This window comes from Protofrankia sp. BMG5.30 (assembly GCF_001983005.1).
Classification (GTDB): Bacteria; Actinomycetota; Actinomycetes; order Frankiales; family Frankiaceae; genus Protofrankia; species Protofrankia coriariae.
This window is the reverse complement of sequence record NZ_MOME01000004.1, coordinates 1-21,729: the sequence shown is the minus strand read 5'-3', so window position 1 is coordinate 21,729 and position 21,729 is coordinate 1. Positions and strand designations below refer to the sequence as shown.

At 70.1% G+C, this 21,729-nt stretch carries 19 protein-coding genes; 10 read left to right on the top strand and 9 right to left on the bottom strand.

Translation table 11 applies throughout. The features are described from left to right. Positions 1-130: 130 nt before the first annotated feature. The 4 genes from sigE to tatB all read left to right on the top strand — a co-directional run bounded on the left by sigE (position 131) and on the right by tatB (position 5,193). Complete coding sequence (gene sigE, locus BL254_RS00815) at positions 131-1,030, top strand: RNA polymerase sigma factor SigE (protein ID WP_371389725.1); 900 nt, start codon at positions 131-133, stop codon at positions 1,028-1,030. Continuing rightward, a complete protein-coding gene (locus BL254_RS00810) occupies positions 1,027-1,980 on the top strand; it encodes an anti-sigma factor (RefSeq protein WP_076842242.1) in 954 nt (317 codons plus the stop codon). Before sigE ends, BL254_RS00810 begins: the two co-directional genes overlap by 4 nt. A gap of 1,138 nt (positions 1,981-3,118) precedes the next feature. Next, positions 3,119-4,207 carry a S1C family serine protease gene (locus tag BL254_RS00805; protein WP_235433196.1) on the top strand — a complete coding sequence of 363 codons (1,089 nt, stop codon included), beginning with the start codon at positions 3,119-3,121 and terminating at the stop codon, positions 4,205-4,207. A 335-nt stretch (positions 4,208-4,542) separates the two neighbouring features. Beyond that, a complete protein-coding gene (gene tatB / locus BL254_RS00800) occupies positions 4,543-5,193 on the top strand; it encodes a Sec-independent protein translocase protein TatB (RefSeq protein WP_076842241.1) in 651 nt (216 codons plus the stop codon). A gap of 159 nt (positions 5,194-5,352) precedes the next feature. On the opposite strand, the gene BL254_RS00795 is transcribed toward tatB, so the two are convergent. Continuing rightward, positions 5,353-6,498, bottom strand: coding sequence for an Mrp/NBP35 family ATP-binding protein (locus BL254_RS00795; RefSeq protein ID WP_047221170.1), 1,146 nt, complete (start codon positions 6,496-6,498; stop codon positions 5,353-5,355). A 391-nt stretch (positions 6,499-6,889) separates the two neighbouring features. Between BL254_RS00795 and BL254_RS00790 the strand changes: the two genes are divergently transcribed. Next, the gene (locus BL254_RS00790; protein WP_254857706.1) at positions 6,890-7,348 is read left to right on the top strand and encodes a MarR family winged helix-turn-helix transcriptional regulator; all 459 of its coding nucleotides are present in this window, start codon (positions 6,890-6,892) and stop codon (positions 7,346-7,348) included. A 4-nt stretch (positions 7,349-7,352) separates the two neighbouring features. On the opposite strand, the gene BL254_RS00785 is transcribed toward BL254_RS00790, so the two are convergent. After that, positions 7,353-8,312 carry a PHP domain-containing protein gene (locus BL254_RS00785; protein ID WP_083730739.1) on the bottom strand — a complete coding sequence of 320 codons (960 nt, stop codon included), beginning with the start codon at positions 8,310-8,312 and terminating at the stop codon, positions 7,353-7,355. Positions 8,313-8,738: 426 nt separating this feature from the next. Here BL254_RS00785 and BL254_RS00780 point away from each other — a divergent pair, with 426 nt between their 5' ends. Further along, positions 8,739-10,442, top strand: a complete 1,704-nt coding sequence (locus BL254_RS00780; RefSeq protein WP_076842239.1) for an alkaline phosphatase — start codon at positions 8,739-8,741, stop codon at positions 10,440-10,442. 66 nt (positions 10,443-10,508) lie between these two features. Here the strand turns inward: BL254_RS00780 and BL254_RS00775 are convergent, their stop codons facing one another. Further along, entirely contained in the window at positions 10,509-11,435 is a 927-nt protein-coding gene (locus BL254_RS00775; RefSeq protein ID WP_076842238.1) for a diacylglycerol kinase family protein, read from the bottom strand. A gap of 472 nt (positions 11,436-11,907) precedes the next feature. Continuing rightward, positions 11,908-12,528 (bottom strand): DUF6758 family protein, encoded by a 621-nt coding sequence (locus BL254_RS00770; protein ID WP_076842237.1) that lies wholly within the window; start codon positions 12,526-12,528, stop codon positions 11,908-11,910. Between the two features lie 609 nt (positions 12,529-13,137). On the opposite strand from BL254_RS00770, the gene BL254_RS00765 reads away from it, so the two are divergent. Further along, the gene (locus tag BL254_RS00765) at positions 13,138-14,580 is read left to right on the top strand and encodes an aldehyde dehydrogenase family protein (protein WP_076842236.1); all 1,443 of its coding nucleotides are present in this window, start codon (positions 13,138-13,140) and stop codon (positions 14,578-14,580) included. 102 nt (positions 14,581-14,682) lie between these two features. Here the strand turns inward: BL254_RS00765 and cas6 are convergent, their stop codons facing one another. After that, positions 14,683-15,228, bottom strand: a complete 546-nt coding sequence (gene cas6, locus BL254_RS00760) for a CRISPR system precrRNA processing endoribonuclease RAMP protein Cas6 (RefSeq protein ID WP_076842235.1) — start codon at positions 15,226-15,228, stop codon at positions 14,683-14,685. A gap of 943 nt (positions 15,229-16,171) precedes the next feature. On the opposite strand from cas6, the gene crcB reads away from it, so the two are divergent. Genes crcB through BL254_RS00745 form a run of 3 tightly spaced genes read left to right on the top strand, consistent with a single transcriptional unit; the run spans position 16,172 to position 17,369 of the window. Then, positions 16,172-16,657 (top strand): fluoride efflux transporter CrcB, encoded by a 486-nt coding sequence (gene crcB, locus BL254_RS00755; RefSeq protein ID WP_076842234.1) that lies wholly within the window; start codon positions 16,172-16,174, stop codon positions 16,655-16,657. After that, positions 16,654-16,998, top strand: coding sequence for a DUF190 domain-containing protein (locus tag BL254_RS00750; protein WP_076842233.1), 345 nt, complete (start codon positions 16,654-16,656; stop codon positions 16,996-16,998). Before crcB ends, BL254_RS00750 begins: the two co-directional genes overlap by 4 nt. Continuing rightward, complete coding sequence (locus tag BL254_RS00745) at positions 16,995-17,369, top strand: CrcB family protein (RefSeq protein WP_076842232.1); 375 nt, start codon at positions 16,995-16,997, stop codon at positions 17,367-17,369. The genes BL254_RS00750 and BL254_RS00745 overlap by 4 nt, the downstream gene beginning before the upstream one ends. A 524-nt stretch (positions 17,370-17,893) precedes the next feature. On the opposite strand, the gene BL254_RS00740 is transcribed toward BL254_RS00745, so the two are convergent. The 4 genes from BL254_RS00740 to cas1 all read right to left on the bottom strand — a co-directional run bounded on the left by BL254_RS00740 (position 17,894) and on the right by cas1 (position 21,288). After that, positions 17,894-18,283: a type II toxin-antitoxin system VapC family toxin gene (locus BL254_RS00740; RefSeq protein ID WP_047221165.1), complete on the bottom strand. Its 390-nt coding sequence runs from the start codon at positions 18,281-18,283 to the stop codon at positions 17,894-17,896. Then, positions 18,271-18,495, bottom strand: coding sequence for a type II toxin-antitoxin system Phd/YefM family antitoxin (locus tag BL254_RS00735; RefSeq protein ID WP_047221164.1), 225 nt, complete (start codon positions 18,493-18,495; stop codon positions 18,271-18,273). The genes BL254_RS00740 and BL254_RS00735 overlap by 13 nt, the downstream gene beginning before the upstream one ends. Positions 18,496-19,095: 600 nt before the next feature. Then, positions 19,096-19,377: a CRISPR-associated endonuclease Cas2 gene (gene cas2, locus BL254_RS00730; protein ID WP_047221163.1), complete on the bottom strand. Its 282-nt coding sequence runs from the start codon at positions 19,375-19,377 to the stop codon at positions 19,096-19,098. A gap of 39 nt (positions 19,378-19,416) precedes the next feature. Beyond that, complete coding sequence (gene cas1, locus BL254_RS24710) at positions 19,417-21,288, bottom strand: CRISPR-associated endonuclease Cas1 (protein WP_052914180.1); 1,872 nt, start codon at positions 21,286-21,288, stop codon at positions 19,417-19,419. Positions 21,289-21,729: the final 441 nt, after the last annotated feature.

Below are 21,729 nucleotides of genomic sequence, written 5' to 3'. Positions count from 1 at the left end.
CGTTCGTCTTGGCAACGCGCCTCGTGTCGGGGATGGATCGAGGGGAGAACAGCCGGTGTCCGCTGCGGGTTTTGCCGCGCCATGGCCGGCGCGTCGGGTACGTTCGTCTCGAACCGATCGAGAGGCGGCTGTGAACGGACAGGACGCGCGCCTGGCCACGTTCACGTCTGGCCGGCCGGCTCCACCGCGTCCGGCCTCGGACGAGGAGGCCACCGGGTCTGTCGCGGCCGATGTCGCTGGCGCGGTCGGTAGCGATCCGGCCGCGTGGGTGCCGCCCACGTGGGAAGAGGTCGTACGGGACCACGGTAACAGGGTGTACCGTCTTGCTTACCGTCTTACGGGTAATGCCCACGATGCCGAAGACCTCACCCAGGACGTCTTCGTGCGTGTGTTCCGGTCGTTGGCGGACTACACACCCGGCACCTTCGAGGGCTGGCTCCACCGGATCACCACGAACCTCTTCCTGGACCGGATGCGGCGCCAGCAGAAGATTCGTTTCGACGCGTTGCCGGACGACCCCGAGCGGCTGGCCGGCCGCGAGGCGAGCCCTGAGGCTGTCTACGCGGAGTCGCACTTCGACGCCGACATCGAAGGCGCGCTTGCCGCGCTTCCGCCGGACTTCCGGGCCGCGGTCGTTCTCTGCGACATCGAACAGCTCTCCTACGAGGAGATCGCGCAGACCCTGGGAGTGAAGCTCGGCACGGTCCGCAGCCGGATCTCCCGGGGACGCGCGATGCTGCGGCAGGCACTCGCCGACCGGGCGCCGCGCTCCGCGGTCTCCTCGGCCACGGCCGGAGAAGTGGCGCTGCTGGCTGCGGTCGATGAGCCGGCCGGGGACGCGGCCGTTTCCCCGACGGTACTGACCGGGCCGCAGGCCTCGCTCGCCGCCGATACCCACGCCCTGGCTGATGACGGGGCGCGCCGGTCACACCGATCGCACCGGATCGCTCGCCGGACGGTGGCTCCGAACGCACAGCCGACCACGGCGAATGTGGGCGGTGCAACGTCCACGCCGGAGCGGCAGGCGTGAGCGGACACCACCTTGGTGAGCGGATCGCTCAGCTGGTCGACGAGCAACTCGACCACGACGACCGGGACCGTGCCCTGGCRCACCTCGCCCGCTGTCCCGCCTGCCAGTGGGAGGTAGCCGAACTGCGTCGTCTCAAGGCGCGGTTGGCAGCGCTCGGCGGCCCTGTGCTGCCGGGTTGTGTGGCGGACCGGCTGCTGCGGATGGCCGTGGCCGCCATCCCCACCCGGTTCGCCGCGGGCACTCCCTCCGTGGCAAGCACCCCCTTCGTCACGGACACGGGTGCCCCCTTCGCCCCGGACAACGGCCGGGCGCATCCGGCTGGCCCGGCGCTGCCAGCCGGTCCGGGGCTTCCGGCTGATCCGGCGGTTCCCGTCGGCTGCCCGGTCGCACAACTGCCCGCCGACCCCCTTGGAACGTTCCGTTCTGATCACTCCCACCGCTGGGGAGACGCCCGCGCCGCTGGCTCGACGTGGTCGACGCCACAGACACATGTGCCCACCGGGAGGCGGACGTTCGCGATCGGGCAGGCCGTCGCGGTCTCGCCCGCGGCCCTGTCGGGGACGTCGGCAAAGGACGGCCGGAGGACGGCCGGATGGCCGGCCCACCCACGGATGACGCCGCGCGTGACCATGCCGGTCACCGGTGGCCGGCGTCCGCCGTCCGGGCCGGTGGACCCGCGTGTACGCGCGGCGCACCGCCGTAGCCGCGCCAGGCGCACCCTGGTGGGCTCGGCGGCCGTGCTGCTCTTCGCCGTCGCGGGAGCCGCGTTCGGGGAGGCGCGTGCCCCCGGCGGGCTGCCCGCGTCGTCGACCCGTCCGGTTGTGGTGCCGGTGGTGCAGCCGAGCCTTGCCACCGGCGTCACCGAGATCAGGGTCAGCCGCCTGTTGCCGGCGGCCGCCGTGGTGTCCGTGCCAGTCAGCGTGCGACGCCCTCTCGCCAGMAAGCCGTAGGCGGAAACCGGCACCCACGCGGCGAAAGCCACTTAGGGCGTGTCTGACGGATGTTCGATCGCGCGGACGGCGCCCAGACGACCACCCGCCGCGTTGTCGTCGTCGCCCATGGCTCCGCTATGAAACGCCCCCATCCACCGCTACGCGCTGCACGGGGACCCCGCTGTCTCCGCCTTGCGGGAGGCCGCCTGGATCACCGCCCGCATCGACCAACATCCATCAGACACGCCCTGACAGCCGAAGGCGCCGTGGCTGGGAAGAACCTCTGTCCGTATGACGGACGTCACCTACGCTGCTCCGGCAGTCCGGGAGCCGTGCCGCAGGCCGTACGGTGGTAGGCGCGTGAGCGGTGCGCTATGGTCATCCGCCTGCGGGTGTCACGGCGGTTGACGGCGCTCAGCTCGTCTCCGAACACGTTCCGGAGCCGGTCTGCTGAATATCGGTGGCTATGCCGGGCTTTCCAACGCGTCGCGAGGAGCGACTCGCGGCGGGTCCGGAGCCAGGCGACGATCCGGAGGGCAGGCCCCAGTGGCGGTCGGGAGGCGAAGCGGTCATGAGTAGCGGCAGCGAGAATGTCGCCATCCCCTCGCACTCCGGACCCGTCACGGGGTATCCGCCGCAGGCGGGATCCACCGCGAACGTGTCCGCTGGCCTGGGGTCGGGCGGGGCGAAGCAGGAATTGCCGGAGCCAGGTCATATCACCGGAATGACATATTCAGGTACACAACGTGATGTGAGCCGACTCGGTGGCGTTGTTGGTGGGCCGTCCGACCCGCCGACCAATCCGTGGTGGGCCCGCCCGGCGTCGGCGCCGATGTCGGTTGCCGGTGCCGGGAGGCCCGGCGCTGCCGCGCCGCAGACCGGATTCCGGCGGCCGGCCGGTGCCCAGTGGTGGGGCGCTACCGCGCGTACGAGCGTCAGCGCCGGCCCGGTGGCCGCCGACGTCACGACTGCCGAGGGCGCCGCGGGCGGCGATGCAGCAGCCGCTGTCGGTCCTGCCGGCGGCAGCGTGTGGGCGGGTGATCACACCGCTGCTGCTGCTGTGCTGGCCGACGTCGGGTATCCGGGCCGGACGGGTAGGACGCGGGGGGTCGCGCCAGTAAGATTCCGCCGCCTTTCGTCGCTCCCGGTGACGGCGATGCTGCTCGCGGGGCTGCTCGGTGGGGTGGTCGGCGGCGTGATCGGCGCCTACGGCGCGTCCGGTAGCGACCACGGCCAGACGGCATCGTCCGCGTCCGCCTCGCCGGACACGGCAGGCGGCACGTCAGCCCCGGGTGAACGCAGCGTCCCCGTCTCCGTCATTGCCGCGCGGGTGCTGCCGTCCGTGGTCACGATCAGCGTGGTCACCCAGGCCGCGACCGCGACCGGTTCCGGTGTGATCATCAGGCCGGACGGCTACATCCTGACCAACAACCACGTGCTGGCCAATGTCACCGCGAGAGCGCGCGTCTCGGTGACCCGCTACCAGAACCTGCAGCCGATTCCGGTGGAGATCGTCGGTCGTGATCCCCGGACCGACCTCGCCGTCATCCGGATCCGGACGGCCGACCCGCTACCCGCGGCGACGCTGGGACGTTCCGGATCGCTCGTGGTCGGCGCGCCCCTGATCGCCATCGGCGCGCCCCTGGGGCTGGCCGGGACCGTGACCACGGGCATCGTCAGCGCACTGGACCGTGACCCGACCGTACCGGTGGAATCCGGCGGGGAGTCGCTGCTCATCGGCGCGATCCAGACCGACGCGGCCATCAACCCCGGCAACTCGGGCGGCCCGTTGCTGGACGGGAACGGCCAGGTCATCGGGATCAACACCGCGATCGCGACCGTGCCCGGTGGTTACGGTGAGCGCGGCATGTCCGGGAACATCGGTGTTGGTTTCGCCATCCCGATCGACTACGCGAAGTCGGTGGCCGATGAGATCATCCGGACCGGGCGGGCCACCCATCCGCACATCGGGGTGTCCGCGGTCACGGTTACGGCGAACGCCGCCGCGGCCGGGGCGTCTTCCGGCGCCCTGGTCCGTGGCGTCGAGGCAGGGGGGCCGGCGGCGCTGGCCGGGCTGCGTCCCGGCGATCTCATCACCAGGATCGGAGACATCGCCGTCGGCAACATCAACGATCTGATCACGGCGAGCCGGGCGCACCGGGTCGGCGAACGGATCACTGTGACGTTCGAGCGGGACGGCCGGGCGCAGGCCGCCCAGGTGACCCTGCAGGAGCAGTCCGGCTGACCGTGCGGCCCTGACCGGTCGTGGCCAGATACCCGTGTCCGGTAGTTGATGGTTGGTGCGGGTATGGTGGGTGAAACATGGCCGATGCTCGGAGCTTCGGGAACGGCCCCGGAACTTCTGCCTTGAAACTTCAGCCCTGGAGCTGTTGTAACGATGGCTGTAGCGATGACGGCGTTGTGGCAATGGTGGCATTGTGACGACGGCGACATGGTGGGCGGTCGTCCAGGTGTTGCCCGTCMGGCTGAAGCTCGATCGGGCACGTTCTGGGCAGTGGTTGGCCGGTGGGTGTTGGGAAGCGTGTTTCGTTGATCGTGATGGCAGGGTAGTGTGAGGCTGTGTTCAACGGCGTCGGATGGGGCGAGATCGCTGTCCTGATGGTGATCGGCCTCTTCGTGTTCGGCCCGGAGCGGTTGCCCAAGGTCGCCCGTGACGCGGGCCGGCTGCTGCGCCAGATCCGCCAGGCCGCCACCGGGATGCGCGATGAGCTGCGCTCCGAGCTCGGCCCGGAGTTCGCCGACCTCGATCTGCGGACTCTGCACCCCAAGACCTTCGTCCGCAAGCATCTGCTCGAGGACGACGATCCGTTGCTYCCGCCGTACCTGTCCAAGCGGACGTCCTTCGACAAGATGCTCTTCGACGACGACTCCGATGCTCTTCCCGGGGCGGCGGAGCCGCCTCGTCCACGGCTTTCCTACGACTCAGGCTCCTATGAGGACGCCGCCATCCAGGTGAAGCCCACCCTGTCGCTGACCAAGGCGTCGTCGAACGAAACGTCCCTGGCGAAGCCGTCGTTGACCAAGCCGTCGTTGACCACATCGTCGTCCGGCTCCGCGTCCTCCACCTCCCTGACGAAGACCACCTCCGGCAGCCCGGGCCGGTCGGGCCTGGAGGTGTCCTCCGGGGCGGGCGGTGACGCCCCCGCGACCGGTGGCGGCACCGCGGCCGGCCAGCCGCCGGCCGCGCCGTTCGATACCGACGCGACCTGAGCTCCCGACCCGTCCAGCAGGGCGTTTGACCGGCGGCCCAAGAGGCCCGTTCAGAAGACAGCCGCGTTCCAGCGTTTCCGCCGCGAACCACGGCCGCACCTTGCAGATCACCGATGAAGATCTGCTGGATCCACTAGATCTTGGCCGGACTCGGGTGGGTCAGCGCTGCCGGGTCGGGGTGAGGCCGAGGGAACGGCCGGCCAGTCCGCGGGAGCGGGACGACAGGCGTTCGGCCACCCCCCGGAGGATCTTCCCCGCTTCGGAGTCCGGATCGGAGATCGCCAGCGGAACGCCGTTGTCCCCGCCTTCCCGCAGCCGGACGTCGATCGGCACCTGGGCGAGCAGGGGCACCTCGTGCCCGAGGACCCGGCTGAGACGCTCGGCCACGGCCATGCCGCCGCCGGAGCCGAAGACGTCCACCCGCCCGTCACAGTGCGGGCAGGGCAGCCAGGCCATGTTCTCGATCACGCCGACGACGTTCTGCCGGGTCTGGACCGCCACGGTGCCGGCCCGCTCCGCGACCTCGGTCGCGGCAAGCTGTGGAGTGGTGACCACAAGAAGTTCGGAGGACGGCACGAGCTGAGCCAGCGAGATCGCGATGTCACCGGTGCCCGGGGGCAGGTCGAGCAGTAGGACGTCGAGGTCGCCCCAGAACACGTCCGAGAGGAACTGCTCCAGCGCGCGGTGCAGCATTGGGCCACGCCAAGTAACAGGCTGATTTCCTCGTGTGAACATGCCGGTGGAAATGACCTTGACGCCATGTGCCTGCGGCGGCATGATCATCTTTTCGACCTGGGTGGGCGGACGGTTCACGCCCAGCATCCGGGGGATCGAGTGCCCGTAGATGTCGGCGTCGAGGACGCCGACCGACAGCCCGGAGCGAGCCATCGACGCGGCCAGGTTGACCGTCACCGACGACTTGCCGACGCCGCCCTTGCCGCTGGCCACCCCGTACACCCGGGTCAGCGAGCCGGGCTGGGCGAACGGGATCGCCCGGGTGGCGGTCCCCCCGCGCAGCTTCGTGTGCAGGGCGGTGCGCTGCTCGGCCGTCATCACCTCAAGACGGACCCGCGTACCCCACACGCCCGGTACCGCGGTGACCGCCCGCTCGACCCGAGCGACGATCTCCTCACGCATCGGGCAACCCGCGACCGTCAGCAACACCACGACTTCCACGGTGTTGTCATCGGTGACGCGTACCGACTCGACCATGTCCAGTTCGGTGATCGGACGCCCGATCTCAGGGTCGAGCACCGTTGCGAGAGCTGCCTGGATCGCGTCCGCGCTAGGCCGGGAAGCAGACAAGAGAACCTCGACCGGTCTGTGTGATGGTGCGTGCGGCTCCTGCCTACACGCCTGCACGTCCACCATAGCCGTAGGTCCAGCCCGGACGCGTCCGACAAGGTCCGAACCCGGCCGCTTCCGGTGCGGGCGGGGCGGGGACAGGACGAGCGGCTGCCGGCGGTGCGCCGACCAGCGCCCTGGCCCAGCCGGGCCGTCCATGATCTTCCGCGGGCCGTGCACGGCTGTCGAGAGGTGATGTGCTGGCTGTCAACCCGTCAGGGTCGGTCAAATTGTCGATCATCTGACATCCCTGGCGAGTCCGAGCCCGCTCCCATACCGCCGACGTACTCTGATCCACGTGACGGTGGACGAGCAAAGAGTGGAACAGGAACCGCTGGTCGACCCGCGATCGATGCGCGCATGGCGTCAGTTCCTGCGAGCTCATTCCTACGTTACCCGCAAGCTGGAAAGCGACCTCGAAGCCGAGCACCATTTGCCGCTGGCCTCCTACGACGTGCTGGTGCAGCTTTCCRAGGCGCCGGAAGGCGCGCTGCGGATGAACGAGCTCGCGGAGGCGGTGCTGCTGTCACGCAGCGGACTGACCCGGTTGGTCGACCGGCTGGAACGTGAGAGCCTGGTCGAGCGCCGCTCGTGTCCGTCGGACGCGCGGGGGACGCTGGCCACCCTCACCCCGGAAGGCCGCCAGCGGCTGCGGGTCRCGTCCCGGACCCATCTCGCCGGGGTGTCCAAACACGTGACCAGCCATTTCAGCCCTGACGAACTGGACACACTCGCAGACCTGCTGGGCCGGCTCGACCATTACCCACCCGCGCGGCAGCCACCGGGCGGCGGCTGCGGCCAGGGCGCGTAGCCGGTTAGCGGTTCGGCGCCGGGCCGGTCGCTGGCTGGTCCTGGCCGGTCAGCGGTTCGGTGCCGCGGCCCGCGGCGACCAGCGCGTCCAGCGCCCGCCGGGTGGTCGTCTCCGCGCCGAGCGACTGGGGTTTGCTTGCGCCGTGGAAGTCGCTCGCGCCGGTGACGATCAGATCCAGGTCCGTGGCCAGCTGGCGTAGCCGGGCGCGCGCGTCCGGGGTGTGGTCGGGATGGTCCACCTCCAGGCCGCCGAGGCCGTCGCGGGCCAGCCGCGCGATCACGTCCGGGCCGATGGTCGCGCCCCGCCGGCTGGCGAACGCGTGCGCCAGCACGCTGACCCCGCCGGCGTCGCGGACGAGACGGATCGCCTCGGCCACGTCCGGTTCGTCCTTGTCCACCCAGTAGCGGCCGCCGGCGCCGATCCAGGCGGGGGTGAAGGCATCCTGGACGCTGCCCACCAGACCGGCCTCGACAAGCGCCTCGGCCACGTGTGGGCGTCCGACCACGCCGTCGGCCAGGGCACGGACCCGCTCCCAGGCCACCGGATGGCCGTCGGCGGCCAGCTTCTCCACCATGCGCTGGGCGCGGGTGACCCGTTCGGCGCGCAGCCGGGCCCGGACCTCGGCGAACACCGGCTCGACCGGGTCGAACAGGTAGGCGAGCAGGTGCAGGCTCACCCAGCGGTCGCGGCCGACCCGCACCCGGCAGGAGATCTCCGCCCCCGGCAGCAGGGTGAGGCCGGCGGGCAGCGCCGCCGCGGCCTCGGCCAGGCCCGCGGTGGTGTCATGATCGGTGAGCGCGATGGCGGCCAGGCCTGACGCGGCCGCGAGGCGGACAACGTCGGCGGGCGGCAGCAGGCCGTCCGACGCCGTCGAATGGGTGTGCAGGTCGGCTGCGTCCGCCGGGATCGCCGGATGCGTGTTCAGCCCGCCCTCCCTTCCCGTCCGCGGGCCTGCCCCTCCCACGGGCCTTTCCCGCCCGCGGGGCATGCCCGGAGCAGGAGCACATGCGCGGGATCACATATGTGGAATCACATATGTGGGGGCGGGCGCGGAACACCGGTTTCCGCCCGGCCACCCGCTCACAATATCCGTTCGGCATCCGATCGACGGTGCCCACCTGCCGTATCCGTATCCGCTTTGCCGGCGTCCGCCTTGGTGACCCACAGCGTTCGCCTGTGGTTTTCCCTGGATCACTTTCCGCTGTGACCGGGTCGCCGCTAACGTCCCGGTACTGTGACGGTCGGCCCCGTGACAACGGCGGGCCTCGTGGCTCCTGGATGCTCCGGGCGGGATTCTGGGCGGGATGTTGTGAACAGGACTTCGGCAGGCAGGGGCACTCCGGCGGGCAGCGGTACTCCGGCGGGCGGGAGCGCCGCGGATACCGGCCCCGTGGCTGGCGGCTCGGACGGTACGGACGCCGGCCTGCACCGGCGGAGCCTGGCCGGCGTCGCGTCCCGGCGAGGTTTTCTCGCGGGCGGGGCGCTGCTGCTGGCGGCCGTGGGCTGCTCGGACGGCGGGCCGTCCGGAGGCGGTACGCCCGCACCGCCGCGCCCGACCGGGCGGGCGACCCTGCGGCCGGCGACCCCGATCCCCGGCGTCGGTGACGGGGTGTTCTCCCTCGGTGTGGCCAGCGGCGATCCGCTGCCCGACGGGGTGATCCTGTGGACGCGGCTGGTGGCGCCGCCCTCGGGTGGCACGCCGCTGCCCAGCGGCGACATCCCGGTCGACTGGCAGGTCGCCACGGACGAGAAGTTCGCCGACGTCGTCGCGGCCGGGACGCAGGCCGCCACGCCGGGGCTGGCGCACTCGGTGCATGTCGACGTCCGTGGCCTGCAGCCGGGCCGGGCGTACTTCTACCGGTTCCGCGCCGGCACCGTGCTGAGCCCGGTCGGCCGGACCCGCACCGCGCCGGCCGCCTCGGCTGCGGTGTCGAGCCTGAGTTTCGCGCTGGCGAGCTGCCAGGACTTCCAGAACGGCTACTGGCCGGCGTACAACGCGATCGYCACCGACAATCTTGATCTTGTCGTCCACGTCGGTGACTACATCTACGAGTACGACCCGAACAGCCGGTTCCCGGACCGCCGTCACACCGCCCCGGCCACCCCCGGTCTCAACCAGCTCCGGACCCTCGACGACTACCGGAATCGTTACACACAGTACAAATCCGATCCCGCTCTGCAGGCCGCGCACACCGCCGCGCCCTGGGTGGTCGTCTGGGACGACCACGAGACCGAGAACGGCTACGCGGGCCTCACCGACGAGTCCGGCGACACCGGGGACAAGCACCAGGACCCGGCCGCGTTCGCCCGGCAGCGGGCCGCCGCCTACCAGGCGTACTACGAGCACATGCCAATCCGGGTCGGCTACGTCCCCGACTCACCGGACCTGAGGATCTACCGTCGGTTCACCTTCGGTGACCTGCTCACCCTCAACATGATGGACACCCGGCAGTACCGCACCCCGCAGCCCGGCCGGGTGTCCCAGGACATCGGTGACGCGTCGCTCGGGGAGAACAACACCGCCGGGACGATGAGCGGCGCCGAGCAGGAGGCCTGGCTCATCGACGGCCTGCGGGCGTCGTCCACCCGGTGGAACGTGATCGCCCAGCAGACGATGATGGCGCAGCTGCACGCGCGGATCGCACCCGGTCTCGGTGACGTCCTCACCAATCTCGACCAGAACGACGGCTACGTACCGTATCGCACCAGGCTGCTGTCCGCCGTCCGCGACAGCCGGGCGCGCAACCCCGTGGTGCTCTCCGGCGACATCCACTCCGCATGGGTGAACGACCTGCGGGTCGACTTCAACCGGCCGGAGACGCCCGTGATCGGCACCGAGTTCGTCTGCACGTCCGTCAGCTCGGGGTTCCTCATGGTCAGCGACGACCTCGTCCGGATGAACAACCGGCTGCTCAACCCGCATGTGCGCTACTTCCGCGGGGACCGGCGCGGCTACACCCGCGTGCGCGTCACCCCCGGGGAGTGGCGGGCCGAGATGCGGGTGGCCGAGACGATCGAGCGCCGGGACGCGCCGGTCACCACCGACGCCACCTGGGTGGTCGAGGACAGCCGTCCCGGCGCCCAACTGGCCTGAGCGCCGCCGCCCCTGGCACGGGGGCCGCGCCCGGACTGGCCGCGGGCGGGGCCGAGCCGGAGCGGGTCAGGCCGGCGGCGCGAGGAAGCGGAGCAGGCCCGGCCGCAGGACGATCCGGGCGGGCAGGTCCGCGACCGGGTCGCCGTCGGCGTAGAGCTGGAACGGCCGGTCGGCGTCCACCCGGACACTGCGTGCCCGCAGCACCTCGACGTGCGCGGAGTCCACATGCCGCCCGGAGAACACCTTCGGGAACGTCGACAGGAAGGTGATCTTGCCGCAGTGCGCCAGCAGCACGACGTCAAGCAGCCCGTCGTCGAGCTCCGCCTCGGGCGCCAGGCGCATCCCGCCGCCGTAGCAGGCGGAGTTCGCCACCGCCACCGTCCAGCCGACGAGCTCGCGCGGGGCACCGTCGTCGATCTCCACGGTGAACCGGGCCGGCTTCCACGCCGCCGCCGCCCGTAACGCGCCGTAGGTGTAGACCTGCTGGCCACGGACGAACCGGGCCCGATTGGCGATCACCTGAACGTCCGAGTCGAAGCCGACGCTGGCGATGCCGAGGTAGGCCCGCCCGTTGGCCTCGGCCAGGTCGATGCGACGCTCGACGCCGCTGGCCAGGGCGGTGGCGGCGATCACCGGATCCCGGCTGACGCCGACGGTGCGCAGGAAGTCGTTGCCGCGCCCCCCGGGCAGCACGGCGAGCAGCCCACCCAACCGGGCCACGGTCTCGGCGACCCGGCCGGCGAGACCGTCCCCGCCGAGGGCGACCGCCACCCGGCCGTCGGCCACGGCCTGCTCGGCGAGATCGGCGGCATGGTCGATGTCGCGGGTCCGCTCGACGCGCACGTCCGCCGCCCAGCGCCGCAGCGCGGCGGACACGTCCGGCAGCGCCCGTGCGGCCCGTCCGCCACCGGCGTGCGGGTTGACGATGAGCAGCAGCCGCCGCCGGTCCACCTCCGCCACCGGCGGGGCGGCCGCCGTCCCAGGTTCTGTCATCCCCGCCAGCCCTTCTCGTTCCTGGCCCTGTTTCCCGGCCTCGCGCACGCACGTTCGCCGGCAGGATCATCCGCTGCCGGGCACGGCCCGGCCGTCGATGAGCCTACGAGCCCCGGAAAAGACGGTTCAGTGATCTTTGATGGTTGGCTGGCCACCACCGCCGTCAACCGCCAGGGATTCAGTGGTCTGTTCCGGCCGGAGCCTACGACACACGCCGTGTCGCGGTGCGAAATCCCTTACACGTGTCGGCATCAACGATCTTACGCAGCCTGGTTGACGTGATGGTGACTGGTCAGTTGATCGGCCGTGCGGTGGGGAACGCCTGGCTCGCAGGATTGAGGTGGCGTTTTCTTCGTCGGTGGCGAACTGTGACAGGCCAGCGGTATGGCCCGGAGGTGGCGGGGCCGTACCGCTGGCCTGTCACGATGAGGCCCCTGGGGCGGGGATGGCGGCTACGGTGCGGGCTGAGAGGCTACAGATGGGTGCTGTCAGCGCCGAACAGCAGGCAGGTGGCGAGCATCTCGGTGCTGCGCAGATCCCACAGGACGAGGTGCTCGAGCAGGAGCGTGGCCGCGTCGGACGGCCAGAGCGCGACCCACAGCCACACCCCGTGGGCCTCCCCGACGAACACCGCCCGGTCGGGTGGGCAGAGCACCGGCCACAGGGCGGTCGGATGCCCGGCCGCCTCGATCTTCTCCTCGGGCTTGCCGCCGATGCGCTCCGGATCGGTGCCGGACAGCCCCGCCAGCCGCGCCCCGAGACCCGTCCCGGGCTCCTCGGCGACGAGGACCAGCTCGGCCGGCCCACCGAGCGGGGACGGCCCGCCGGCGGCGAACGCGGTGGCCCGCGGCCCGGTGCGCTCGTCACCGGCCCAGGCGACCCCGCTGCCGAACCAGTGCACCGGCATCGGCCAGGGCACCCAGACCGGCGCCGTGGCCGCGCGCGCCAGGAAGAGCAGCGCCTGCTCGCGGGACGACGTCGCGACCCGGTACGGTGCGACCTCCCCGTGCTCCTCGCAGCGCCACTGGTCGTTCCACAGATCAGGTGGACGCAGTGCCCCCAGGCACCGGGGACAGGCAGGAGGGGTCGTCACCGGTGGGCTCCCCGGCGGACCTCCAGGCGATACGCACCATTCGACGACGCTTTCATAGCCGTGGTCACTTCCCTTGGCTTTCGTTCGTCAAACCCGTCGCGGGCGGACCACGGACGCCTCGCCCCGCAGCCTTCGTCCGTCACCGTGAAGCCGCTGCGGAACCACTGTGAGAGGCCACAGTGGGAAGCCCGGTGAGAGGCCGGTGAGAGGCCACTGTGGAAAGTCACCGTGGGACCGCCGCGGAGCCACTGCGGAGCCGCCGTTGGAGTCGCCGTGGATGTTTTGCCCTGCCCGAGAGGGTGCTTCATCTCGCCCGGGCCGGGTATTGCCTGACCGGGTGGCATCAGTGGACGTCACAACGGGTGTTGTGCTCGGCCGTCCGGCGTGGTCCGTGTGGCTGGTGTGACTGTGCGCTCGGCTCCGGCGTCCGGGATCCCGGCGTCGGCACGGCGCGTACATGTACGCGCGTGTCCACTCGGTCGTCCGGTCGTCCGGGCATCGCCGCTGGTTGACGGTTGTTGCCGGTTGTTCGGTATCCCGACGTTGTCCCGTCCCGCGTGGCGCCGCCCTTCCGAGCGTCCTGTGCACGAAGGTGGAGTGGTGGCATCCATGGGCAAGGTCGAACCGTTCTGGGTGGCGGGCCGGCCGGCGACGGGTTCGACGGCATTCGAGGTGCGTCACCCGTGGGACGGCCGTCCGATCGCCACGGTCTCGCAGCCGGACGCCGGCCAGGTGGACGTGGCGGTGGCCGCCGCCGCCCGGGCCGCGCGGGAGCTGGCGGCCGTCTCGGCGCACGGCCGGGCCGCCGCCCTCACCCACGTCAGCGGCCGGATCGCCGAGCGCGGTGAGGAGATCGCCGCGCTCATCACCGCCGAGAGCGGCAAACCGCTGACCTGGGCGCGGGCCGAGGTCGCCAGAGCGACGTCGACCTTCCGCTGGGGCGCGGAGGAGGCCCGGCGCTGGTCCGGGGACCTGCAGCGGCTCGACACCGACCCGGCGGGGGCGGGGCGGCTGGCCGTGGTCCGGCGCGTCCCCCGCGGCCCGGTGCTGGGGATCACGCCGTTCAACTTCCCGCTGAACCTGGTCGCGCACAAGGTCGCGCCGGCGCTGGCCGTCGGCGCGCCGATCATCGTCAAGCCGGCGCCGAAGACGCCGCTGTCGTCCCTGCTGCTCGCCGAACTGCTCGCCGAGACCGACCTGCCCGAAGGGTCGTGGTCGGTGCTGACCGTGCCGAACGAGGCCATGCCGGGCCTGGTCGCGGACCCGCGGCTGCCGGTGGTGTCGTTCACCGGCTCCGCGGCGGTCGGCTGGTCGATCCGGGACGCCGTGCCCCGCAAGCACGTCGTCCTCGAGCTCGGCGGCAACGCGGCGGTGCTCGTCGCCGCCGACTGGTCGTCGCCGGCGGACCTGCGCCAGGCCGCGCAGCGGATCGCGACGTTCGCCAACTACCAGGCCGGCCAGTCCTGCATCGCCGTCCAACGGGTGTACGCCGAACGTAGCGTGTACGAGACGTTGCTGAGCGAGGTGACGGCCGCGGTCGAGCGGCTACACACCGGCGACCCCGCCGACGAGGCGACCGAGGTCGGGCCGTTGATCGACCTGACCGCCGCGGAACGGGTCGAACGCTGGATCGCCGAGGCTGTCGACGCCGGCGCGACGGTTGTCACCGGCGGCAAGCGGGACGGCACGTCCATCACCCCGACCGTGCTGCGCGGCGTGCCACCCGAGGCGAAGGTGGTACGAGAGGAGGTGTTCGGGCCGGTGCTGGTCATCGAACCGGTCGACGGGCTCGACGACGGCCTGGCCCGGATCAACGACAGCCCCTACGGCCTACAGGCCGGGATCTTCACCCACGACGTGGCGACGGCCTTCCGCGCCCACCGCCAGCTCGATGTCGGCGGTGTGATCGTCGGGGACGTCCCGTCCTACCGGGCGGACCAGATGCCCTACGGCGGCGCCAAGGACTCCGGCGTGGGACGGGAGGGCGTACACGCGGCCATGGAGGACCTCACCGTCGAACGGGTCCTCGTCCTCACCGGCCTCGACCTGTGACCCGCCCGGATCCGTAGCCGGCCTGGCCTGGCCCGTTCCGACCCGACCCGACCCGGTCTGGCCCGGCTCCGCCGAGGCGGGGCCGGGCCAGACCACCTGGCGTCACACGGTCGGTCCCACCTCGACGGCGCCGAAACCGTGGGTGGTCAGTGCGCCGATCCCGGCGATGGCCGCGAACCGGCTCAGCGCGCCGAAGACGTCCGCCACGGTCACCGACGCCGTCTTCAGCAGGCGCAGCTCGGCGCTGCCCACGAACCCGACCTGCCGGATCTGTTCGGTGAGCGGGACCTGCCGGCTCGCCCCGGAGACGGAGTCCAGGAACACCGCGTCGGCCAGCTCACGCGCGATGCCTTCATCGATCTCCAGGGCAGCCGGAGCGTAGGCGTTCCACCGGGTCCACAGCGAGCGCACGATCAGTACCGGTTCGGGCAGCGGCAGGTCCCGGCCGCTACGGGAGAAGAACAGCGGTGTGATCATCCGTAGCCGGACGCGCCGCGCCGGCCCGGCCGACGCCRGCCGCGCGAACGGCCACGGGTCCACGTCGAACCCGGTGACCTGCTGCTCGCACGGCCCGAAACGAACCGTCCGCGGCGGCCAGCCCTCGGGCAGCTCGCCATCCCTGAGCCAGCCCAGCCGCCAGAGCGTCATCCCCGGACAGCCCGCCGCACCCGCGGCACCCGCCGCACCGGTGGACGACGTGGAGCCCGTGGAGCTGGCGGGACCCGTAGAACCCGCCGAGCCTGCGGCAGCACCCCCTGCTGCCGGCGCGCCCGAGCCGGGCGAAGGCGTGACAGGCCCGACCGCGAACGGCTTGCTCTCCGCGTGATGATCGCTGTCGACGGTCTCGAAGAGCCGCGCCGCGGCGCCGAGTAACTGGCGCGGCGACGGCGTACGCGGTGGAGCTGGAAACTTCAATATCAACGATGCCGGCATCGTATCCCCCCTGTGGACCCGGAATCCGGACGCTCAGAGTAGCCGCCGCCATCCGCCGGCACCTCGTCCACCCGGCACACCGCCGAGAACAGCCGTCCCCCGCGGTACCGCCGTCACCGGCGCCATGCTCCATCCGTACCACTCGGATCGGCCTGATCACGATCAGTACAGATAGGAATTTCCTGCCCTGCTGTAGAGCTGGTACGGCGAATGTAAATATGCATCTTTCGTCTCGGTCTTCTCAGGGGATGCGGGTTTACTGGGCGGATTGGCGGGGAAATCGAGCGGATTTCTCTGGTGGAATATGGGCGACGGCCYGGGTGTCGTTGTCGGTGAGCCATCGATGGTGCCGTGGGCGAATCTGGAAAATGGTTCGAGGTCAGGGGCGAAGAGGGCCGCTGCCGGGGTACCGGGCCGCCGTGGGGGAGGCAATGGTCAGGGCGCCCAGGTACTGATCGTCGGGTCGACGATCGTGCGTCGGGGGATGGGCCGCGAGAGCGTCGGACCCGGTATGTTGGCTGTCGGTGGCGGCTGTTGTCGCCGCGCGGCGGTGGGGCTCGCCGTATCCGAACCGTGACACCTGGTGTCGCCAGCAGTCCCTACCTGTGACGAGTCGTGCCCGGCCGACGCCGGGTGACGCGCAGGTAGGGAGGTACGCGTGGACGGCACCCGCTCGCAGGAGACCGTGCGGCCCACCGATCCGGATGTGGATCTGCATGTTCTGGCGCAGCGTCGGGAGTTGCGCCGCTGGCCGGTACCGCTGCTGGCGGCGATCGCGGTTGGTGGGGCGATCGGGGCATGCGCCCGTTACGGGGCGTCGCTGCTCTGGCCGACCCCGCCCGGTTCCTTCCCGTGGACCACACTGGCGGTGAACACGGCGGGATGCGCGGCGATCGGGCTGCTCATGGTGGTGATCACCGAAGCGCGGGCGGTGCACTCGCTGGTGCGGCCGTTCCTGGGCACCGGCGTGCTGGGCGGGTTCACCACGTTCTCCACCTACGCGGTCGACGCCGAACGGCTGCTGGACACCGGCCGGGCCGGGCTGGCGCTGGCGTACCTGGCGCTGACCGTGACGCTGGCGCTGGGCGCGGTGTGGGCGGCGGCCGTGGCGACACGGCGAGTGATGGGGAGGCGGACGCGGTGAGGCTGACCGGCCGGGCCCTGCGGCTGACGGTGTTCGTGGGGGAAAGYGACCTGTGGCACCACCGGCCGCTGGCCACCGAGATCGTGCACCGGGYGCACCGCGCCGGGCTGGCCGGCGCGAGCGTGTTCCACGGAGTGGAGGGGTTCGGCGCCTCCTCGGTCGTGCACACCACCCGGCTGCTGTCGATGAGCCAGGACCTGCCAGTGGCGGTGATCATCGTTGACGACGAGCCGCGGATACGCGCGTTCCTGCCACAGCTCGACGAGCTCGTCACCGAGGGGCTGGTGATCCTCGACGAGGTCGAGGTGATCCGCTACGTCGGCCGGGCGGCGGGCCGGTGAACTGGCTGCTGGTGATCGTCGGGGCTGCCGTCGGCGCGCCGCTGCGCTATCTGACCGACCGTGCGGTGCAGGCCCGTCACGATACGGTGTTCCCCTGGGGCACGTTCACCGTCAACGTGGTCGCCAGCGCAGTCCTCGGCCTGGTCAGCGGGGCGGTGCTGGCGGGGGCCGCGTCGTCGCGGGTGGGGCTGGGGGTCGGGACCGGGCTGTGCGGGGCGCTGAGCACGTATTCGACGTTCTCCTACGAGACGCTGCGGCTGGCCGAGGACGGCGCCCGCCTGCTCGCCGCCGCGAACGTGCTGGGCAGCGTGCTCGCCGCCGTCGGCGCCGCCGTCCTCGGCATGGGCGTGGCCCAGGCCGTGTGGGGATGATCCGACCGTGACCACTACGGCGGACCGCGTCCACTCCTCGTAACCGAGTAGCATCATCCCAGCTCAGCGGGGGGCCCGAAGGGAGCGCGCCCGCTGGTCCCAGCCCGATCATGTGGGTATAGAAACTCGTAGTACTCGTTGCCCACGTCGTAGTGGGCCTGGCCCCGCTGCTCCCAGCCCGATCGCGAGGGCATGGAAACCCGACCGGGGCCGGTCCTGTACATCACCTGTTTCTCGCCAACCTCGGCTCGATCGTGAGAAGGCGGAAGCGTCGCTGAATTCGTATGTGTAGTTGGCCGGATATCGGTGATATGACTATGCGTAGCCGCGCGGACGATGGYGATCCGTTGATGGGCGTCATCTACCAGAGAAGATCGGTGCGAGTTTGTCGTTGTGTACGCTCATGCGGCTGAAAAGCGTGCACAATGACAAAATTGCACCGATCATGATTCGCGTGGGCGGTCGCTGATGGTATCGGCGGGTGGGGTGGCCGGCTGTGTCGRCAGGTTGCCGGAGGAGGGCGTTCAGACCGGCCACCACGCCGACGGGAGGTGGCTGCGGATGACGCGGTCCTTGGTCACGAGGGTGGCAGCGGAGGTGAGGGCCTGTGCCGAGATCAGCCGGTCGAACGGGTCACGGGTCCAGTCCAACGCGATGGCGGCCTGGCAGATCTGCGCCGCCGGTGGATCGGTCAGCAGCATCTCCAGCTTCGACACAAGATCGTCCACAATGGTCGACGCCGGCACGGAAATCCTCCCCACCTCGTGGAGGTACTGCAGCTCCAGCCTGACGAATGGCGACAGGGCGAGCGGCTCGGCGTTGAGCCGCTCACGCACCGCGGGCGGCACCAGCCGCTCGGGATCGTCGTAAAGCCACACCATGACGTGCGTGTCCAGCATGATCACGGACGCCACTCACCGGACCAGTCGAGATGGACAAGATCTTCCGGATCGCCGATGATCGTGCCAGGATGCGCGGACAGGCGCGACAGCTTGTCGGACGCGTCGACGGGCACGATCCGCAGCCGCCGCCCGCCACGCTCGACCTCCAGCGGCACCCCACTGGCCAGCACTTCGTCGAGCAGCCGGTACACGTTCTGACGCAGTTCTGATGCGGTGACAGCCATCGCAGCCACACCTCCTCGTACGTACGCTGATCATATCACGTACGTACGATTCGCCGTATACGTTGGGGTATCTCGCGTTCACGAAAACACAAACACCCTGACGCCACCGCCCCGCTGTCCTGCCGATCGTGTTTTGCGCGGATGGTCGCGGGCGCGTTGCGGTGAGAGGCCGCGCCGGCCGTGTCGTGCTCGTGGAGGGGCCTGCCCCCATGGCTGGTTGACTGCGTGGCGGTACCGATCGGCCTGATCCCAACCGGTACGGAGCGTTTCGCCGGACCCCGTTTTTGCCATGATCCTCGACAGCTTCGTTTACGCAGGTCGGAACACATGTCGATCTATAGCGATGACTATTCGTCGATCTTTATGGAGATCGTTTGTGGCAGGTCCTCGCAACCGGGTAGCATCGTTCCAGCTCGGCGGCAGTCCCAAAGGGGGTGCCCTCGCTAACACCAGCCCGATCATGAGGGCATCATCGCCCGGATCTCGCTGTAGGCACGGCGGAAGGCATCCGCAGGTGCCCCATATACGAGAAGGTGATCGTCGGCGGATCGCTGGCAGGTGGCGTTGCCGAGGCTGCGGTTCAGCCGCCGTGTTGCGCGGTTAGCGGACGATCCAGAAGTCGGAGCGTTCCTCTACGGTGCGGGCACCGATGACGTGGCGTTCGCTGATGGTCGCATCGGTGGTCGGGTAGATCCGGATCTGGTCGGTGAGAGTGTCGATGCGCTCCCGCAGCCCCGCCTTCAGCGTCCGCAGCTCGTCGGTGGAGCGGACTTCGCATTCGAACACGGACAACTGCACCCGTGGACCATAACCGGAGAGGAAAACCGCGACGTCTTCGCGGCGTCGGTCGCTGACGATGTCGTAGCAGACCACCACGATCATCGGAGCTCCATATCCACGCTGGTCATTTGTCCACGCCGACTATTTCCATCGTAGTGGGACGTACGGCTCCCCAGGATCGCGCAGGGCGCGGGCAAGGGCCTTGGCCTGTAGCGACAGGGCGACCCGGTAGGAGACCCTCCGTCCGCTGGGCTGGTGGGTGGTGAGGGTGAGCATTCGTTTCTCGTAGGCGGTGACGAACGCGTGGCGGGCGTCGGCAGCCATCCGGCAGCCCTGGTTCGGGTCGTTCTCGAACTGCTCCGGGCGGATCTGCCCCGAGCTGATCGCCCGCCACATGGCCACGTCCACCGTGATCGGGCGGAACTCCTCCATCAGGTCGAGAGCGAGGGCAGGGCGTCCCCAGCGGTGCTGATGCAGGAAGCCGACCATGGGGTCGAGCCCGGCGGCCTCGGCGGCGGCGATCGCCTCATGGGTGAGAATCGTGTATCCGTAGGACAGCATCGCGTTGACCGGGTCCGGCGGCGGGCGGCGGTTACGGCCCTCGAAACCCCAGATCGGGTCGAGCATGCGCCGCAGTGTCTGAAAATACTCGCGGGATGCCGCCCCCTCGATGCCCAGAATTTCGTCGAGGGTGGCGCATTCGGGTAGTCGCCCGGCGAGCTCGCGCATCAGCTCGGCCGCCACGAAAGCTTCCGCGTCGTCCTCCCGGCGGGCGGAACGCAGCACTGCCACCCGTAGGTTGCCAACCTTTCCCTCGACAAAGGCCGCGGCGAGGGTACGGCCGCGCTGCTCGTCGTCCGCCGCTTTGTACTGGACACGGCGGATCTGCGGGTCAGAGGCGGTGGGTGCTGTCAACCGGGCGCCCAGAACGCCCTGTTCGGTGAGGAGCACGACCTCGATGCCGCGTTCCGCGGCCTGGTGCAGAAAGGCGGTGGTGAGTCCCACCCGGCCGTAGCAGACAACCTGCCGTACCCGGCGCAGGTTCAGCCGAAGCAGCGACTCCTCGCCGTCGGTGACGACCAGCTTGTCACCACGAGAGCGAACCAGTGAACCCTGCCGGTCCACGTAGACAACCGTTTCCATCGGGTGTGACAAGGTTTCGCCACTGTTGATCGTCGATGCGGTCGTCACTTCACCGAGAAACCGGACGCCCTCGTCGAACGAGACGACGTGTGATTTTCCCGAGTTGATTTCCAGGCGTAGATCCTCGAGTTCGGTGGACGCCGATACCAGCGCCTGTTCCGCCGCCACCCGACCTGTCGTGGGGATCGCGAAGTCGTCAGAATAGCGGATGACCCGGAAGCCGGCCCGCAGCATAGCCCGGTCGAAGGCGTTCAGATACAGGTTGCTCAGGAGTGGTGAAAGAGCGCTGCCCTGGTGCAGGCCCAGCCCGCGGTTTTTCGGATCGGTCCTGCCGCCGGCCACCGGGCGGTCGAGGAGAACACCCACCAGATGGATGATCCGTTCGTCGTCGACGACCTCGCGTAGCCGGCGTAGCACTTCCCACTGGGGGATGGAGGGAAAGCAGTCCCTGATATCCGACCGGGCGACCCAGGTCATCCCGCTGTCCCGGGCTTCCGCAAGCGCGGCGAGCGCGTCCCGGGCGCCGAGCCCACGGCGGTAGGCGAAGCTCCACGGCAGCAACAGCGGGTCGATCACCGGATCCAGCACACGCAGCAGCGCCCGCTCGACGATTCTGTCCACCAGCCGCGGCACGCCCAGCACCCGCACGCCACCGGACGGTTTCGGGAGGTCCACCCTTCGTACCGGGGATGCCTGCCATTCGCCGGCGGCGAGTACCGTTCCGAGTTCGTCGAGGTTACGGGCGGCGTTGGCCTCGAACGCATCGACCTCGCTGTCGGGCTGTCCGTCGGCGAGAGCGGCGTCGCGGACCTCTGCCCAGGCGTCCAGCAGAGCCTGCGAAGTGAACGCCCGCGCGTACAGCACACCCATCCGTTGCTCTCCCCCCGTCTGCCGACGGTGCGTACGGTAGCCGGCGAGCTCGGAGGTGGTTCGTGCCGGATGCGTCGCGCTCGTGGAGGCTTCTGCCTCCGTATCTGGATGCCTGCATGGCGGAACCGATCGGCTTGATCGTGACCGGTACAGATCGTTTCGCCGGGCCCCATTTTTGCCATGATCCTCGACGGCTTCGTTTGTGCAGTTCAGAGCACATGTCGATCTATGGAGACGACTGTTTGTCGATCTTCACAAAGATCGTTTATGATAGGTCCTCGCAACCGGGTACCATCGTCCCAGCTCAGCGGGGGTCCCAGAGGGGGTGCCCTCGCTAACCCCGGCCCGATCATGAGGGCATAGAAACCGCTTTCTACGACGAGCATGAGCACGAATATCGCGACCTCGCTAACCCCAGCCCGATCATGAGGGCATAGAAAC